General features: G+C 65.4%; 16 protein-coding genes. 10 read left to right on the top strand and 6 right to left on the bottom strand.

All coding sequences use genetic code 11. From position 1 onward, the window contains the following. Positions 1-81: 81 nt before the first annotated feature. Positions 82-519, bottom strand: coding sequence for a VOC family protein (locus RFM40_RS26295; RefSeq protein ID WP_320229419.1), 438 nt, complete (start codon positions 517-519; stop codon positions 82-84). Positions 520-650: 131 nt separating this feature from the next. Here RFM40_RS26295 and RFM40_RS26290 point away from each other — a divergent pair, with 131 nt between their 5' ends. From RFM40_RS26290 to RFM40_RS26255, 8 genes are all read left to right on the top strand, one after another. Then, the gene (locus RFM40_RS26290) at positions 651-1,661 is read left to right on the top strand and encodes an MBL fold metallo-hydrolase (RefSeq protein WP_320278566.1); all 1,011 of its coding nucleotides are present in this window, start codon (positions 651-653) and stop codon (positions 1,659-1,661) included. A 73-nt stretch (positions 1,662-1,734) separates the two neighbouring features. Further along, positions 1,735-1,896, top strand: a complete 162-nt coding sequence (locus RFM40_RS26285) for a DUF1328 domain-containing protein (RefSeq protein ID WP_082296467.1) — start codon at positions 1,735-1,737, stop codon at positions 1,894-1,896. A gap of 73 nt (positions 1,897-1,969) precedes the next feature. After that, on the top strand, positions 1,970-2,854 hold the full coding sequence (dapF, locus tag RFM40_RS26280) for a diaminopimelate epimerase (protein WP_320229461.1): 885 nt from the start codon (positions 1,970-1,972) through the stop codon (positions 2,852-2,854). Further along, positions 2,854-4,167 carry a tRNA (N(6)-L-threonylcarbamoyladenosine(37)-C(2))-methylthiotransferase MtaB gene (gene mtaB, locus RFM40_RS26275; protein WP_320278565.1) on the top strand — a complete coding sequence of 438 codons (1,314 nt, stop codon included), beginning with the start codon at positions 2,854-2,856 and terminating at the stop codon, positions 4,165-4,167. Before dapF ends, mtaB begins: the two co-directional genes overlap by 1 nt. A gap of 13 nt (positions 4,168-4,180) precedes the next feature. Next, complete coding sequence (ftsY, locus tag RFM40_RS26270) at positions 4,181-6,199, top strand: signal recognition particle-docking protein FtsY (RefSeq protein WP_320278564.1); 2,019 nt, start codon at positions 4,181-4,183, stop codon at positions 6,197-6,199. Positions 6,200-6,251: 52 nt separating this feature from the next. Then, a complete protein-coding gene (locus tag RFM40_RS26265) occupies positions 6,252-6,911 on the top strand; it encodes a septation protein A (RefSeq protein ID WP_292342468.1) in 660 nt (219 codons plus the stop codon). Between the two features lie 69 nt (positions 6,912-6,980). Then, positions 6,981-7,601: a pyridoxamine 5'-phosphate oxidase family protein gene (locus tag RFM40_RS26260; RefSeq protein WP_320278563.1), complete on the top strand. Its 621-nt coding sequence runs from the start codon at positions 6,981-6,983 to the stop codon at positions 7,599-7,601. 32 nt (positions 7,602-7,633) lie between these two features. After that, positions 7,634-8,167 carry an NADPH-dependent FMN reductase gene (locus tag RFM40_RS26255; RefSeq protein WP_320278562.1) on the top strand — a complete coding sequence of 178 codons (534 nt, stop codon included), beginning with the start codon at positions 7,634-7,636 and terminating at the stop codon, positions 8,165-8,167. Positions 8,168-8,173: 6 nt separating this feature from the next. On the opposite strand, the gene RFM40_RS26250 is transcribed toward RFM40_RS26255, so the two are convergent. After that, positions 8,174-9,094, bottom strand: a complete 921-nt coding sequence (locus RFM40_RS26250) for an SMP-30/gluconolactonase/LRE family protein (RefSeq protein WP_320278561.1) — start codon at positions 9,092-9,094, stop codon at positions 8,174-8,176. Positions 9,095-9,364: 270 nt separating this feature from the next. Here RFM40_RS26250 and RFM40_RS26245 point away from each other — a divergent pair, with 270 nt between their 5' ends. Continuing rightward, positions 9,365-9,532 carry a hypothetical protein gene (locus RFM40_RS26245; RefSeq protein WP_320278560.1) on the top strand — a complete coding sequence of 56 codons (168 nt, stop codon included), beginning with the start codon at positions 9,365-9,367 and terminating at the stop codon, positions 9,530-9,532. A 219-nt stretch (positions 9,533-9,751) separates the two neighbouring features. On the opposite strand, the gene RFM40_RS26240 is transcribed toward RFM40_RS26245, so the two are convergent. From RFM40_RS26240 to ccmA, 4 genes are all read right to left on the bottom strand, one after another. Beyond that, complete coding sequence (locus tag RFM40_RS26240) at positions 9,752-10,333, bottom strand: DsbE family thiol:disulfide interchange protein (RefSeq protein ID WP_320278559.1); 582 nt, start codon at positions 10,331-10,333, stop codon at positions 9,752-9,754. Next, positions 10,330-10,503, bottom strand: coding sequence for a heme exporter protein CcmD (gene ccmD / locus RFM40_RS26235; RefSeq protein WP_320273193.1), 174 nt, complete (start codon positions 10,501-10,503; stop codon positions 10,330-10,332). Before ccmD ends, RFM40_RS26240 begins: the two co-directional genes overlap by 4 nt. Before the next feature lie 231 nt (positions 10,504-10,734). Beyond that, entirely contained in the window at positions 10,735-11,400 is a 666-nt protein-coding gene (gene ccmB, locus RFM40_RS26230; RefSeq protein WP_320273192.1) for a heme exporter protein CcmB, read from the bottom strand. A gap of 193 nt (positions 11,401-11,593) precedes the next feature. Further along, the gene (ccmA, locus tag RFM40_RS26225; protein ID WP_320273191.1) at positions 11,594-12,202 is read right to left on the bottom strand and encodes a heme ABC exporter ATP-binding protein CcmA; all 609 of its coding nucleotides are present in this window, start codon (positions 12,200-12,202) and stop codon (positions 11,594-11,596) included. Between the two features lie 284 nt (positions 12,203-12,486). Between ccmA and acnA the strand changes: the two genes are divergently transcribed. Next, complete coding sequence (acnA, locus tag RFM40_RS26220) at positions 12,487-15,177, top strand: aconitate hydratase AcnA (RefSeq protein WP_320278558.1); 2,691 nt, start codon at positions 12,487-12,489, stop codon at positions 15,175-15,177. Positions 15,178-15,292: the final 115 nt, after the last annotated feature.

Genomic DNA, 15,292 nt, shown 5'->3' with positions numbered 1-15,292 from the left:
CGGCGCTGCTGTTGCAAATTTATCGCAAGTCGTCCGTCGACCGGGTCATATCGAGGGCCATGGCCGTAAGCCATTGAAATTTCAGGCTTGCAGCTGCGCGCTGGGCACGAAAACATAACCATCCGGGCCGACGATGTAGCATTCGCGCAGGCCATGCGGCTTGTCGATCGAACCTGCCCGCACGATATGGACCAACGCAGCCGCCTTTTTCTCGACCGCATCCGGATCGGAGCCATAAAGACGCAGCTCGATGCCGGCGCCACGCGTCTCGGCACCGGCAATCACGCCGGTCATCGAATTGTCGAGATAAGAGTGGTCGGCATGCAGCATGAAGATCGAGCCCAGCAGCTCGATCGCCGCGAAATCCTCGTCGGCATAGATGATCCGAGCGCCGAGCACGTCACGGCAGAAAGCCTCCATCGCCGCCATGTCGGTGACCAGCAGGTTGACGCCCAGCCCAGGCGGCAGCGAACGACCGAAATCCTCGGCCTTCATCCACGGTGTCTTGGTCCGCTTCATTGCCACGGCGCCGTCCCTCCACATCGTCGATCCTAGTCGAAGCGGGCCTTCGGCCCTTGGCATTCGCCAGCAAAATGCTTGCGCCAGGCGCCCGCGTCCTTATCTCAGGAACAGAACGGGCGGGAGAAACGATGGCTGCGGGAAAGAGGACCGCCAACCGCTATTACAGCGGCCCGCCCAGCGACCATTTCGACGGCACCCTCTTTTTCAATCCCGACGGCAAGCCGCCGGGGCGCTTCGCCGATCTTCTCAAATGGCAGTTGAGCGGCGGGCGCTCGAAATGGCCGGCGGCCTTTCCGAGCCCCTTTCCAGAGGCGAAGCCCGAGCAGAGGATCGAGGGCACAGCGCTCCGACTCACCATGGTCGGACACGCCTCGCTGCTGATCCAGACCGCTGGATCGAACATGCTGACCGACCCGGTCTGGTCGGAGCGCGCCTCGCCTTTCGCCTTCGTCGGGCCGAAGCGGGTCAACGCGCCGGGGATCGCCTTTGCCGACCTGCCGCCGATCGACCTGGTGCTCCTCAGCCACAACCACTACGACCATCTCGATCTCGCCACGCTGAGGCGGTTGAAGCAGAGCCACGATCCGCTGCTGGTCACGCCGCTCGGCAACGACGCAATCATCGGCGGCGCCGTGCCCGGCATGCGGCTGTCCGCGCATGATTGGGGCGACAGGATCGAATTCGGCGACAGCGCCGCCATCCATGTCGAGCCGGTGCATCACTGGTCGGCGCGCGGTGGGCGCGACCGCCGCATGGCGCTGTGGGCGGGCTTCGTGATCGAAACGGCGGCCGGCAAGGTCTATTTCGCCGGCGACACCGGCTTCCACGGCGGCGCAAACTACCGGCTGATGGCGCAAAAGCATGGCGGCTTTCGGCTGGCCGTCCTGCCGATCGGCGCCTACGAGCCGCGCTGGTTCATGGCGCCGCAACACCAGAACCCGGAGGAAGCTGTCCAGGGCATGAAGTTGTGCAATGCCGCCCATGCCGCCGGCTGCCACTGGGGCACGTTTCAACTCACCGACGAGCCGATCGAAGAGCCGGCGCAAAAGCTCAACGAGGCACTGGCGGCCGAAGGCGTTTCGCGGGAGCGTTTCCGAGCCATGCGCCCGGGCGAGGTTTGGGACGTCCCATCGGCCTGAGATGCCGAGGATAGGCGGAACCCGGGCCGCCGAAATGCGTTGGTCCCCAGCGCAATTTTCGCTCGGAGCCTCCATGATCAAATGGATCATCATCCTTCTGATTGTCGCCGCAGCCGCAAGCCTGCTCGGCATGCCGGCACTGGCCGGTGCCGCCGCTCTGGGCGCTCGCATCCTGATCGGCATCGTGCTGATCATCTTCCTGCTGATTGTGCTCGGCGTCTTCGCCGTAACCTAGAACGGCGTCGCACTGGTAATTCCTGCCCGTTTCCGCCATATAGCGCCAAACGGACACGGAAATGACCGGATCGATGGCAGGCACTGCCCCCTTCGCCAAGATGAACGGCATCGGCAACGAGATCATCGTGGCCGATATGCGCGGCCGTGCCGATCGGGTAACGCCGGCAGCGGCCATCGCGCTTAATGCCGATGCCGCGACGAAGTTCGACCAGATAATGGCGATCCACGATGCGCGCACCAACGGCACCGCTTACTATGTCGACATATTGAATTCCGACGGCTCTGGCGCGCAGGCCTGTGGCAACGGCATGCGCTGCGTGGTGCAGGCCTTGGCCGCCGAAACCGGCCTGAAGACGTTCACTTTCGAAACCCGCGCCGGCATCCTCAATGCCGAGGAACATGCCGACGGCTCGATCTCGGTCGACATGGGCAAGCCGCGCTTCGGCTGGCAGGAAATTCCGCTTGCCGAGGAGTTCCGCGACACCCGCATGATCGAATTGCAGATCGGCCCGATCGACGCGCCGGTGCTCCATTCGCCTTCGGTCGTCTCGATGGGCAATCCGCATGCCATCTTCTGGGTCGATCGCGACGTCTGGTCCTACGAGCTCGACCGCTTCGGCCCGCTGCTCGAGAACCATCCGATCTTCCCCGAGCGCGCCAACATCACCATTGCGCAGGTGACTTCGCCCGAGACGATGATCATCCGCACCTGGGAGCGCGGCGCAGGTCTCACCAAGGCCTGCGGCTCGGCCGCTTGCGCCGCCGTGGTGGCGGCCGCCCGCACCAAGCGCACCGGCCGCAGCGTCTCGCTGATCACGCCCGGCGGCGGCGAGCTGCATGTCGAGTGGCGCGACGACGATCACGTCATCCTGACCGGTGCCGCCGAATGGGAGTTTTCCGGCAGGTTCGACCCCTCGACCGGCGCCTGGGCCCGCGACACCGAAAGCGCCGCCTGATGTCCGCTCCCGCCAAAGGCCCTGCTTCCAGGGGCATTGACGTCGTCACGTTCGGCTGTCGCCTCAACACCTATGAATCGGAAGTGATGCGCCGCGAGGCCGAAAATGCCGGTCTCGGCGCGCTCGAAGGCGGCGCCGTCATCTTCAACACTTGCGCCGTCACCGCAGAGGCCGTGCGCCAGGCCAAGCAGGCGATCCGCAAGGCCCGTCGCGAGAATCCTGAGGCGCGCATCATCGTCACCGGCTGCGCGGCGCAGACCGAGCCGCGGAATTTCGCCGCCATGGACGAGGTCGACCTCGTCCTCGGCAACGAGGAAAAGCTCAAGGCCAACTCCTACCGCGCGCTACCCGACTTCGGCGTCAACGACACCGAGAAGGCGCGCGTCAACGACATCTTCTCAGTGCGCGAGACGGCAAACCATATGGTCGACGCCATCGAGGGCCGGGCGCGCGCCTTCGTGCAGGTGCAGAACGGCTGCGACCATCGCTGCACCTTCTGCATCATCCCTTACGGCCGCGGCAATTCGCGTTCGGTGCCGATGGGTGCCGTGGTCGAGCAGGTCAAGCGTCTCGCCGGCAACGGTTATGCCGAGATCGTGCTGACCGGCGTCGACATGACCAGCTTTGGCGCCGATCTGCCGGGCGGCCCGAAGCTCGGGAAGCTGGTGAAGACGATCCTGCGCCAGGTGCCCGACGTGAAGCGGCTGAGACTCTCCTCGATCGATTCCATCGAGGCCGACGACGATCTGCTCGACGCCATCGCCACCGAGCCGAGGCTGATGCCGCATCTGCATCTGTCGCTGCAGTCGGGCGACGACATGATCCTGAAGCGTATGAAGCGCCGGCATTTGCGCGACCAGTCGATCCGCTTCTGCGAGGACGTCCGCAAGCTGCGTCCCGGCATCGTCTTCGGCGCCGACATCATCGCCGGCTTCCCGACCGAGACCGAGGCGATGTTCGAGAACTCCGAGAAGATCGTCGAGGAATGCGGCCTGACGCATCTCCACGTCTTCCCGTTCAGCCCACGCGAAGGCACGCCCGCCGCGCGCATGCCGCAGGTGCGCCGCGAGCTGGTCAAGCAGCGCGCAGCGCGGCTGCGCGCCGCCGGCGAAGCCGCCTATCGCCGCCATCTGGCGTCCCTTGCCGGCACCCGCCAGTCGATCCTGGTCGAGCGCGACGGCCTCGGCCGCACCGAAGGTTTTACGCTCGCCGCGATTGCCGCCGGTCAGCCGGGCGAGATCGTCGAGGCGGTTGTCGCCGGCCATGACGGCGCCCGCCTGATCGCGGCTCCCCTTGCCGCCCAAGCCGCCTGAGACAGCAAGACGTATGGCTGGTTTCTTCAAGAAGATATTTTCGTTCGGCAGGAAAGAGGTCGTCGAGGAGCGCGTCGACGAGACCGCGCCCCTGCCGCCGATCAAATGGGATGCGCTGGAGGCGCTGAAGCCGGAGACTGAGCAGGAGCCAGCGCCTCACCCACCCCTCGATGGGGAGGGTCGCCACGAAGTGGCGGGGCGGGGTGACAGCACCGACGCCAGCGACAGTCACCCCCACACCCGAGCTGCGCTCGGGACCTCCCCCGTCGAGGGGGAGGTAGGGGCGCCGCCCCAACCGGCACCCGAGGAACCAAAGCCCGAGCCTGCTCCAGCCGTTCCACCGGCGCCGGAACCGGGCATCCCGCCTGCGCCGGAGCCGATCGTTCCGTCCGAGCCGGAACCGCTGCCGGGGCCTGAGCCGCAAGAAGAGCCGCAGCCCGCTCCGGGTGGGCCTGAGCCGGCGCCGGAGGAAGTGCCGATCCCGCCGGCAGAGCCCGAGCCCGCACCGGGCCCGGCGCCTGAGCCGAAGCCGCAGGAAGTGCCGCCACCCGCGCCGAGCGAGCCGGACATCGTCCCGTCGCGTCCGGAACCGCAGCCTGAGCCGGCCCCGGTCGAAGTGCCGACGCCGCCGAGCGAGGTTCCGGCGCAGACGCCGACACCTCCTGAAATCCCGCCGGCGGAAGCGTTGCCCCCCATTCGCCAGCCTGCGCCCATCGAGCCCCCGCCCGTGCGCGCCGAGATCGCGCCCGAGCCCGAGGCTGACGCCGCCCCTCATCCGCCTGCCGGCACCTTCTCCCCGTATAGTGACGGGGAGAAGGGCGAAGCTACAACGCCTGAGCCCCCCTCTCCCCGTCCTTCACGGGGAGAGGGTAAGGGTGAGGGGCAGCGCCAGCCTGCCGAGGACCTGGCACCCTCTGCTGAAGCTGCCGCCGAAATCTCGCCGCCCATTCGCCAACCTGCGCCCATCGAACCGCAGCCCGTGCGCGCCGAGATCGCGCCGGAACCTGAAGCCGTCCCCGCGCCACCAAAACCCGCGCCTTCCGCCGGCAAGGTGACGGTCGCCAAAAAGGTCGAGCAGAAAGCGGAGCCACAAAAAGCACCGGAGCCCGCGCCCCGGCGCTCCTGGTTCCAGCGCATGCGCGACGGGCTTGCCCGTTCTTCGCGTGAGCTCAGCGGCAACATTGCCGGCGTCTTCACCAAGCGAAAGCTGGACGAGGACACGCTGCAGGACCTGGAGGACGTGCTGATCCGCGCCGATCTCGGCGTCGAGACGGCGCTGCGCGTCACCGATTCGCTCGCCTCCAGCCGCTACGGCAAGGATGTTTCCGATTCCGAAGTCCGCGCGGTGATGGCTGCGGAAGTGGAAAAAGTCCTGACCCCGGTCGCAAAACCGCTCGAGCTCGACCTCAGCCACAAGCCGCATGTCATTCTGGTCGTCGGCGTCAACGGCACCGGCAAGACCACGACCATCGGCAAGCTGGCGGCCAAGCTGACCGAAGGCGGGCTTTCGGTGATGCTGGCGGCCGGCGACACCTTTCGCGCCGCCGCGATCGAACAGTTGAAGATCTGGGGCGAGCGCACGAAATCGCCGGTCATTGCCACCAAGCTCGGCGCCGATGCCGCCGGCCTCGCCTACGATGCCTTCGAGAAGGCGAAGGAGGCCGGCTCCGACGTGCTGATCATCGACACGGCCGGCCGGCTGCAGAACAAGACCGAGCTGATGGCGGAACTGGAAAAGATCGTGCGCGTTCTGGGCAAGCTCGATCCGGAAGCGCCGCATACCGTGCTGCAGACGGTCGACGCCACCACCGGCCAGAATGCGCTGAGCCAGGTCGAGATCTTCCGCAACGTCGCCGGCGTCAACGGCCTGGTGATGACCAAGCTGGACGGCACGGCGCGCGGCGGTATTCTGGTGGCGATCGCCGCCAAGCACAGATTGCCGGTCTATTTCATCGGCGTCGGCGAGCAGGTCGACGACCTCGAACCGTTTTCCGCCAGCGAATTCGCCAGGGCGATCGCCGGCGTGGCTTGAACAAGCGTGATCTGCCCGCTTTTCGGCCAGATCATGCGCAAGAAGGACTTTTATGAATATCCTCGAACGCGACCCGTCCGATCCGCGCCGCAAGCCGCTCAATCCCGGCCTGAAGTTCCTGCTCGAGCTGGGACCGGGCCTGGTGTTCTTCTTCACCACCATCCGCGGTGAGTGGCTCGCCCAAAAATTCCCGGTCCTCACCCATCTCGGCGAACCGATCCTGATCGCCACCGCATTCTTCATGGTCGCGACGGCCTTGTCGCTCAGCGCGTCCTGGGCGCTGACGCGCAGCCTGCCGCTGATGCCGCTGGTCTCGGCGATCGTCGTGTTCGTGTTCGGCGCGCTCGCCCTGTATCTGCAGGACAAGACTTTCGCCTTCATGAAGCCGACCATCATCAACTCCCTGTTCGGCGTCGCATTGCTCGGCGGGCTGGCCTTCGGCAGGTCGCTGCTGGGCTACGTCTTCGATTCGGCCTTCCAGCTCGATGCGGAAGGCTGGCGCAAGCTGACCTTTCGGTGGGGACTCTTCTTCCTGTTCCTGGCCGTGCTCAATGAGGTGGTGTGGCGCAATTTCTCGGAAGCGACCTGGCTTTATTTCAAGGTCTGGGGCACGATTCCCATCACCTTGCTCTTCACCTTCAGCCAGATGCCGCTGATCATGCGCCACTCGCTGGAGGACAAGGCGGGCGGGGAAGAGAAGGCCGGCAAATAGAGCAATTCCAGGAAAAGTGTGTAACGGTTTTCCGCCCGGAATTGCGTCAAAACTAAAGAGGGGACGGTCATGGAATTCCTCACCACGCGCGACGAGCTGAGGAATATCTACAAGACGCCCCGACCGACCGACGGCTCGATCCGCAAGGAACTGAAGGCGCTCGACGGCCACTGCCGCTCCTTCATCGGCAAGAGCCCCTTCGTGCTGATCGGCTCCTCGGACGGCGTCGGCAATGCGGACGTGACGCCGAAAGGCGACAAGCCCGGCTTCACCGCCATCCTCGACAACAGCACCATCGCCATTCCCGACCGTCCAGGCAACAACCGGCTGGACACGCTGGAAAACATCATCCGCAACGCGTCGGTCGGGCTGCTCTTCCTCATTCCCGGCATGAACGAGACGCTGCGCGTCAACGGCGATGCCCGCATCACCGTCGATGCTGGCCTGCGCGAGCGCCTGGCTGTCGACGGCAAGGAGCCGCAAAGCGTCATCGTGGTGACGGTCAAGGCCGCCTATATGCACTGCGCCAAGGCCTTCATGCGTTCGGATTTGTGGAAGCCGGAGACCTGGTACGACCGCGCGACCCTGCCGACGCTCGGCCAGATCATCCGCGACCAGCTGGCTCTGGCCGAGAGCGCCGGCGAGATCGACCGCGAGCTCGACGACGATTACAGGCAGACCATGTGGTAGCATCCGGGGACGACTCACCCCGGCTCATCCCCTTGATCGACATCCTCGCCATCTCCGGCAGCCTGCGCGCCGCCTCGACCAACTCGGCCCTTGTCGCGGCTTTAGCCGCCAACGCGCCTGCGGATTGCCGTGTCACCGTCTACCGCGGGCTCGGCCGCTTGCCGATCTTCAATCCCGACGACGAGGGCGAGCGCACGCCGCGCGAAGCAGCCTCCCTGATCGAAGCCGTCACCCGGGCCGACGGCGTCATCGTCTCCTGTCCGGAATATGCGCATGGCGTGCCGGGCGGCATGAAGAATGCGCTCGACTGGCTGGTGTCGCGCGATGCCGCCGTCGGCAAGCCGGCGATGCTGGTGCACGCCTCGCCGCGCTCGCTCTACGCCCGCGCCGCGCTCGCCGAGATCATGCGCACCATGTCCTTCGCGCTCTGTGAGGACACCACGCTCGAGATCGCGCTGCTCGGCAAGAAGCCGGCGGAGATCGAGGCGATCCTGGCGGAGCCCGCGAACCGTCAGGCGATCGGCGAGGCGATTCGGAGCCTCGCCGGCTTCATCCGAGCCCGATGAAGGTCCTCAATACGTCTTCGCCCCATTCACCATCAGCCGGACCACGTAAAGCGAGGTGGTGCCGGCGATGTAGAGGCAGTTGCGCTTGGCGCCGCCGAACACGCAATTGGCGGTCACCTCCGGCACCTTGACCTTGCCGATCAGCGTCCCGTCCGGATCGTAGCAGTGGATGCCGTCGGCAGCGCTCGTCCAGACGCGTCCGGCATCGTCGAGCCTGAAACCATCGAACAGGCCGGCCGTGCAGTCGGCGAACACTTTGCCGCCCGAGACCTTCTTTCCGCCCTCGCCGACATCGAACACCCGGATATGCGCGGGGTTCCCGGCACCATGCGTGCGGCCGGTGTCGGCGACATAGAGCAGGCTCTCGTCGAGCGAGAAGGCGAGCCCGTTCGGCCTGACCATGTCGGTGACGACGGCCTCGACCTCGCCCGTGCCGGGATCGACGCGGTAGACATAGCAGGCGCCGATCTCGCTCTCGGCCTTGTCGCCTTCATAGTCGGTGTCGATGCCGTAGCTGGGGTCGGTGAACCAGATCGAACCGTCGGACCTCACCACCACGTCGTTGGGCGAGTTGAGCCGCTTGCCTTTCCATTTGTCGGCGATGGTGGTGACCGAGCCATCATGCTCGGTGCGGCTGACGCGGCGGCCCGAATGCTCGCAGGTGACCAGCCTTCCCTGCCGGTCGACCGTATTGCCGTTGGAATTGCCGGAGGGCTGGCGGAAGACGCTGATGCTGCCGTCGGTCTCGTCATAGCGCAGCATGCGGTTGTTGGGGATGTCGGACCAGACGACATAGCGGCCGGCCGCGAACCAGGCCGGCCCTTCCGCCCACCGGCATCCGGTGAACAGCTTTTCAACCTGCGCGCCGCCGTTGAACAGCCGCGCGAAGCGTGGATCGAGAATTTCGTAATAGTCGGCGGCCGCCATGCTTTTCCTCCCGGCATTCAGGTGACGCGCGATCAAGCCAGCCGCAGAGAGAGAAGGCAAGATCATTGGTGGCTCTCACGCCATCTTAACGATCCATGGCATGCGAGCTCGTTGAAGCAAGAGGTAACGGCCGGTTAACCGGCTATGCGCTAATTGCAATGGTGCATTGCAACATCTTTCTTTTGCAATGCACCATTCCTATGTCATGCTCGCAATCGATCAAGGGAGGAACAACCCGCCGCGTGAATGCGGCAGCAAAGGAACCTCGTCATGATCTTCGACAACCTCGTCACCCGCGCCCGCACCAACTTCGCCAAGCGCCGCCAGTACAACCGTCTCGTCGCCGAAATCGAGAACCTGTCGAGCCGCGATCTCGCCGATCTGCGCGCCGACCGCTCCGAGATGCTCTACCATATCCACAAGCAGATCTACGGCTGAGCGATAGGCTGCTCGGCCGGCCACTTCGTCATCCTCGGGCTTGACCCGAGGATCCATTCCGTGACTTTCGAGCGTCACAGCGATGCAGGACGCGCGCGCAAAAGCGCCAATTCTGGACCGTCGCCTTCCTCGGTCAATGTCACGGAATGGATTCTAGGGTCTGCGCCGCGTCGCTTCGCTCCTTGCTTCGCCCTAGAATGACGACGTAAGGGGGTCGCCTTAACCAGGCGCCGCCAGCGCTTTCTCGATCTGCGGCAGCAGCAGGTCCCTCGCCGATTCCGGCGTCAGCGGCCCGACATGCTTGTAGGCGATCTTGCCGTCCTTGCCGATGACGAAGGTCTCCGGCACGCCGTAGACGCCCCAGTCGATCGCCGCGCGGCCGGCCGGATCGACGCCGATCGCCTGGTAGGGATTGCCGAGATCGCCGAGGAAGCGGCGGGCATTTTCCGGCTCGTCCTTGTAGTTCAGCGCGGCAAGCGTGAAGCGCCTGTCCTCAGACAATGCCAGCAGCACCGGATGCTCTTCCCGGCACGGCGCGCACCATGATGCGAATACGTTGACCAGCGTCACCTTGCCGGCGAAGGATTTCGACTCGAGTCCCGGCAGGTTCGACCCTTCGAGCGGCGGCAGGTTGGTCTGCGGCGCCGGTAGCCCAATCAGGGCCGAAGGGATTTCCGAGACATCGCGGCCGGACAGGAGCTGCGACAGGAACAGCCCGGCCAGGCCCAAAAAGACCAGCAGCGGCAAAAGCACGAACAGGCGGCGGCGGGGCGGCGACGGCGTTTGCGTTTCGCTGCTCACGGCTTCGCCTTCCCCGATTTGTCGGAACGTCGCCGCACGCCGGCCGCTTCCAAGGCCGCGAGCTCGCGCTTGCGCGCCCGCTGGTCGAGCAGGATCCAGCCGATCAGCCCGGCGAGCACGATTCCCGTGATCGCATAGGCGGCGGTGACATAGAGGGCATGCGCGCTCATTTCAGCCGCTCCCTGCGCGCCGCCTTAGAGCAATTCCAGGAAAAGTGTGTAACGGTTTTCCGCCTGGAATTGCGTAAAAACAAAGAGATAGAGCGGTTCGGCGTTTCCGTGAAACGGTGAACCGCTCTGGCGCCTGCCATGCCAATCCGTCCTGCCATGCCTTCCTTTAATCCTGCGCCGCTGGCCGCGCAATCTAGCGTGGCGCCGCAGGGTGAGAACGTTCCGTGGGCCTCAGTCCGTCCCATGGCGCAACGCCAGCGCCGCGGCCAGCGGGCCGATCACCGCAAGAAACAGCGTCAGCGCGGCAAGAATGAGGAAGGGCTGCACAAACGGCGCCGGATCGGCCACCGCGCCGTAGCTGGCCGAAACGCCGAAGATCAGCACCGGGATGGTCAGCGGCAGCACCAGCACCGAGATCAAGAGCCCACCGCGCGGCAGCGCTACCGCGACCGCTGCACCCGCCGCGCCGATGAAGGTGATGGCCGGCGTGCCGACGAGAAGCGTGAGCGCCGTGGCGCCGATGCCCAACGGCTCCATGTTCATGAACAGGCCGAGCAGCGGTGCCGCGACCACCAGCGGCAGCACGCTGCCCGCCCAATGCGCCAGGCATTTCACCAGCACCGTCAGCGCCAGCATCTGGCGGTCGTGGTTGAGCACCAAGAGGTCGAGCGCGCCGTCCTCGCGGTCGGCTTGGAACAGGCGATCGAGGCCGAGCAAGCAGGCGAGCAAGGCGGCGATCCACAGGATCGCCGGACCGATGCGGGATAGAAGGTTGAGGTCCGGCCCGACGCCGAACGGAATCGTGGCGATCACCGCCAGGAAGAAGATGACGCCGATCAGCGCCCCGCCGCCGGCGCGGATGGAAAGGCGAATATCGCGCAGGAAGAGGACTAGCATGGTTTGAGATGCCTTCGCCTAGGCACCCCCCTCTGGCCTGCCGGCCATCTCCCCCTCAAGGGGGGAGATTGGATGTCACCCTGGCCTTCGCCAATCTCCAGCGTGGCAAGGCTAGCGGGGCGCCCGAGCTGCCGATCTCCCCCCTTGAGGAGGAGATGCCCGGCAGGGCGGAGGGGGGCGCCTCGCGCCGACATCAAATAGTTTCCCCCATTCTCAGCCCCTTCGCCCCCTCGAGCCCCAGCGGCAGGTGCGTCGCCGCTACCACGATCCCCCCATCCTGGAGATGCCCGCGCATCAACCCCGCGAACCTCTCCTCCGACGCCTTGTCCAGCCCCGCAGTCGGCTCGTCCAGCAGCCAGATCGGCCGCCGGCTGATCAAAAGCTTCGCGATCGACGCGCGCCGCCTCTGCCCGGTCGAAAGATAGCCGAAAGGCAGATGCCCGAGACCGCCAAGCCCGACCGTCTCCAGCGCCTCCTCCACGCTCAGTCCCGGCTCGCCCTGGAAGGCGCGCCAAAAACCCAGGTTTTCTTCGATGCTGAGTGCGGTCTTCATCGCGTTGAGATGGCCGAGATAGTGCGAGGCCGAGGCGACCGTAGGAAACGCTTCGCCGCCGCCCTCGATCCTTACCTTTCCGTCGCTCGCCGGCAGCAAGCCGGCGATGACCCTCAGCAGTGTCGACTTGCCGGCGCCGTTCGGCCCGGTGACGATGAGCGCCTCGCCTTTTTCGAGCGCGAAACCGATGCCGGAAAAGACCGTCTCGCCGCCGCGCTCGCCGCCCAGATTTTCGGCGATCAGCCGCATCCTTGCCCGTCCCGAAAGCACCGTATCGCGGCCGCCGCCGCATCGCACAAATTTGCTTTTCGACTGTCTAGAACTATTCCAGGAAATTCTCTATATGCGGTTCATCCGTGCCAGCGGTCGGCGCGGGAACCGAATTAGCGCCGAACCAGCGCACGCGCCGCCTTGAACGGCTCGGGTTGCTTGGGAGCGGACAGCGGAAATGGCCGTACCCGCACCTTTGCGCGTGATTGCATGCCATCGGCGTCCGTTCCCTTTCAGGCTGAACAGACAAGGACGGATCGCACGTGTCAAAATCCCTCGACAGTTTCAAATGCCGCCGCACCCTGACGGCGGGTGGCGCGGACTATGTCTATTTCGACCTCGCCGAGGCCGAGAAGAACGGCCTCACCGGCATCGCCCAGCTGCCCTATTCGATGAAGGTGCTGCTGGAGAACCTTTTGCGCAACGAAGACGGCCGCTCCGTCACCAAGGACAGCATCCAGGCGGTCGCCGCCTGGCTGAGCGACAAGGGCACCGCCGGCGTCGAGATCGCCTATCGCCCGGCCCGCGTCCTGATGCAGGATTTCACCGGCGTCCCGGCCGTGGTCGATCTCGCGGCCATGCGCGACGGCATCAAGGCGCTCGGCGGCGATCCGGAGAAGATCAATCCGCTGGTGCCGGTCGACCTCGTCATCGACCACTCCGTCATCGTCGACGAGTTCGGCACGCCGATGGCCTTCGCCCGCAATGTCGAGCTTGAATATGAGCGCAACGAGGAGCGCTACAAGTTCCTGAAATGGGGCCAGCAGGCCTTCCGCAACTTCCGCGTCGTGCCGCCCGGCACCGGCATCTGCCACCAGGTCAACCTCGAATATCTCGGACAGGTGGTGTGGACCAACAATGAGGATGGCGAGACCACCGCTTATCCCGACACCTGCGTCGGCACCGATTCGCACACCACCATGATCAACGGCCTCGGCGTGCTCGGCTGGGGCGTCGGCGGCATCGAGGCCGAGGCCGCGATGCTCGGCCAGCCGGTATCCATGCTGCTGCCGGAAGTCATCGGCTTCCGCCTCACCGGCAAGCTGAAGGAAGGCGTCACCGCCACCGACCTCGTGCTCACCGTCACCCAGATGCTGCGCAAGAAGGGCGTCGTCGGCAAGTTCGTCGAGTTCTTCGGCCCCGGCCTCTCCAACATGACGCTGGCCGACCGCGCCACCATCGGCAACATGGCACCGGAGTATGGCGCCACCTGCGGCTTCTTCCCCGTCGACTCAGAGACCATCCGCTATCTGACGATGTCCGGCCGCGAGGAGAGCCGCATCGCGCTGGTCGAGGCCTATTCGAAGGCGCAAGGCATGTGGCGCGACGCAGGTTCCGCCGATCCGGTCTTCACCGACCTGCTCGAGCTCGACCTCGGCGACGTCGTGCCGTCGATGGCCGGCCCGAAGCGTCCCGAGGGCCGCGTCGCCCTGCAGGACATTCCCGCCGGCTTCGCCAAGGCGATGGAGACCGAATACAAGAGGGCCGCCGAGATCTCCAAGCGCTATGCGGTGGACGGCGCCTCCTACGACCTCGGCCATGGCGACGTCGTCATCGCCGCCATCACCTCCTGCACCAACACCTCGAACCCGAGCGTGCTGATCGGTGCCGGGCTGCTTGCCCGCAACGCCAACCGCCTCGGCCTCAAGCAGAAGCCCTGGGTGAAAACCTCGCTGGCGCCCGGCAGTCAGGTGGTCGCCGAATATCTGGAGAAATCCGGGCTGCAGAAGGAGCTCGACCAGATCGGCTTCAACCTGGTCGGCTTCGGCTGCACCACCTGCATCGGCAATTCCGGACCGCTGCCGGGTCCGATCTCCAAGACCATCAACGATAAGGGTTTGATTGCTGCCGCGGTGCTCTCCGGCAACCGCAACTTCGAAGGCCGCGTCTCGCCCGACGTGCAGGCAAACTACCTCGCCTCGCCGCCGCTGGTGGTGGCGCATGCGCTGGCAGGCACCGTCACCAGGGACCTCACCACCGAGCCGCTGGGCGAGGGCAGCGACGGCAAGCCGGTCTATCTCAAGGACATCTGGCCGACCTCGGTCGAGATCCAGGAGTTCATCGAGAAGAACGTCACGCGCGAGCTTTTCGCCCGCAAATATGCCGACGTTTTCAAAGGCGACGAGTACTGGCAGAAGGTCAAGGCGCCGGCAGGCCAGACCTATGCCTGGGACGACGGCTCGACCTATGTGCAGAACCCGCCCTATTTCGCCGGCATGGCGCGCAGCTTCGGCAAGGTCGGCGACATCAAGGGCGCGCGTGTGCTGGGTCTGTTCGGCGACAAGATCACCACCGACCACATCTCGCCGGCGGGTTCGATCAAGGCCGCTTCGCCGGCCGGCAAGTATCTGACCGAGCATGGCGTCGGCGTCGCCGACTTCAACCAGTACGGCACGCGGCGCGGCAATCATGAGGTGATGATGCGCGGCACCTTCGCCAACATCCGCATCCGCAACCACATGCTGGGAGAGAACGGCCGCGAGGGCGGCTACACGATCCACTATCCCTCGAAGGAGGAGATGTCGATCTACGACGCGGCGATGGAATACAAGCAGGAAGGCGTGCCGCTGGTCATCTTCGCCGGCGTCGAATACGGCAACGGCTCCTCGCGCGACTGGGCGGCCAAGGGAACGAATCTCCTCGGTGTCCGCGCGGTCATCGCCCAGTCCTTCGAACGCATCCACCGCTCGAACCTGGTTGGCATGGGCGTCATCCCATTCGTCTTCGAGGACGGCACCTCATGGGCGTCCCTCAACCTCAAGGGCGACGAGCTGGTCGAGATCGACGGCCTGGCTTCGATCAAGCCGCGCCAGAAGATGGTGGCCAAGGTCACCTACGGCGACGGCACGGTGAAGAACGTGCCGATCGTCTGCCGCATCGATACGCTGGACGAACTCGACTACTTCAAGAACGGCGGCATCCTGCAATACGTCCTGCGCGATCTGGCTGCGTAGCAGCAAGGGAGTAGGCAGTAAGGGAGTAGGGAAAGACACCCCTACTGCCCTACTGCCCTACTGCCCTACTGCCCTACTGCCCTACTGCCCTACTGCCCTACTGCCCTACTGCCCT

It is taken from the genome of Mesorhizobium captivum, from assembly GCF_033977165.1.
In the GTDB taxonomy this organism is placed as follows: Bacteria; Pseudomonadota; Alphaproteobacteria; order Rhizobiales; family Rhizobiaceae; genus Mesorhizobium; species Mesorhizobium captivum.
The sequence above is the reverse complement of the archived record's forward strand: the minus strand, read 5'-3'. Positions and strand labels throughout refer to the sequence as shown.

Coding starts and splice junctions, on each gene's coding strand:
- RFM40_RS26295 (WP_320229419.1), bottom strand. CDS start 519: ATGAAGCGGACCAAGACACCGTGGATGAAGGCCGAGGATTTCGGTCGT.
- RFM40_RS26290 (WP_320278566.1), top strand. CDS start 651: ATGGCTGCGGGAAAGAGGACCGCCAACCGCTATTACAGCGGCCCGCCC.
- RFM40_RS26285 (WP_082296467.1), top strand. CDS start 1,735: ATGATCAAATGGATCATCATCCTTCTGATTGTCGCCGCAGCCGCAAGC.
- dapF (WP_320229461.1), top strand. CDS start 1,970: ATGGCAGGCACTGCCCCCTTCGCCAAGATGAACGGCATCGGCAACGAG.
- mtaB (WP_320278565.1), top strand. CDS start 2,854: ATGTCCGCTCCCGCCAAAGGCCCTGCTTCCAGGGGCATTGACGTCGTC.
- ftsY (WP_320278564.1), top strand. CDS start 4,181: ATGGCTGGTTTCTTCAAGAAGATATTTTCGTTCGGCAGGAAAGAGGTC.
- RFM40_RS26265 (WP_292342468.1), top strand. CDS start 6,252: ATGAATATCCTCGAACGCGACCCGTCCGATCCGCGCCGCAAGCCGCTC.
- RFM40_RS26260 (WP_320278563.1), top strand. CDS start 6,981: ATGGAATTCCTCACCACGCGCGACGAGCTGAGGAATATCTACAAGACG.
- RFM40_RS26250 (WP_320278561.1), bottom strand. CDS start 9,094: ATGGCGGCCGCCGACTATTACGAAATTCTCGATCCACGCTTCGCGCGG.
- RFM40_RS26245 (WP_320278560.1), top strand. CDS start 9,365: ATGATCTTCGACAACCTCGTCACCCGCGCCCGCACCAACTTCGCCAAG.
- ccmD (WP_320273193.1), bottom strand. CDS start 10,503: ATGAGCGCGCATGCCCTCTATGTCACCGCCGCCTATGCGATCACGGGA.
- ccmB (WP_320273192.1), bottom strand. CDS start 11,400: ATGCTAGTCCTCTTCCTGCGCGATATTCGCCTTTCCATCCGCGCCGGC.
- ccmA (WP_320273191.1), bottom strand. CDS start 12,202: ATGCGGCTGATCGCCGAAAATCTGGGCGGCGAGCGCGGCGGCGAGACG.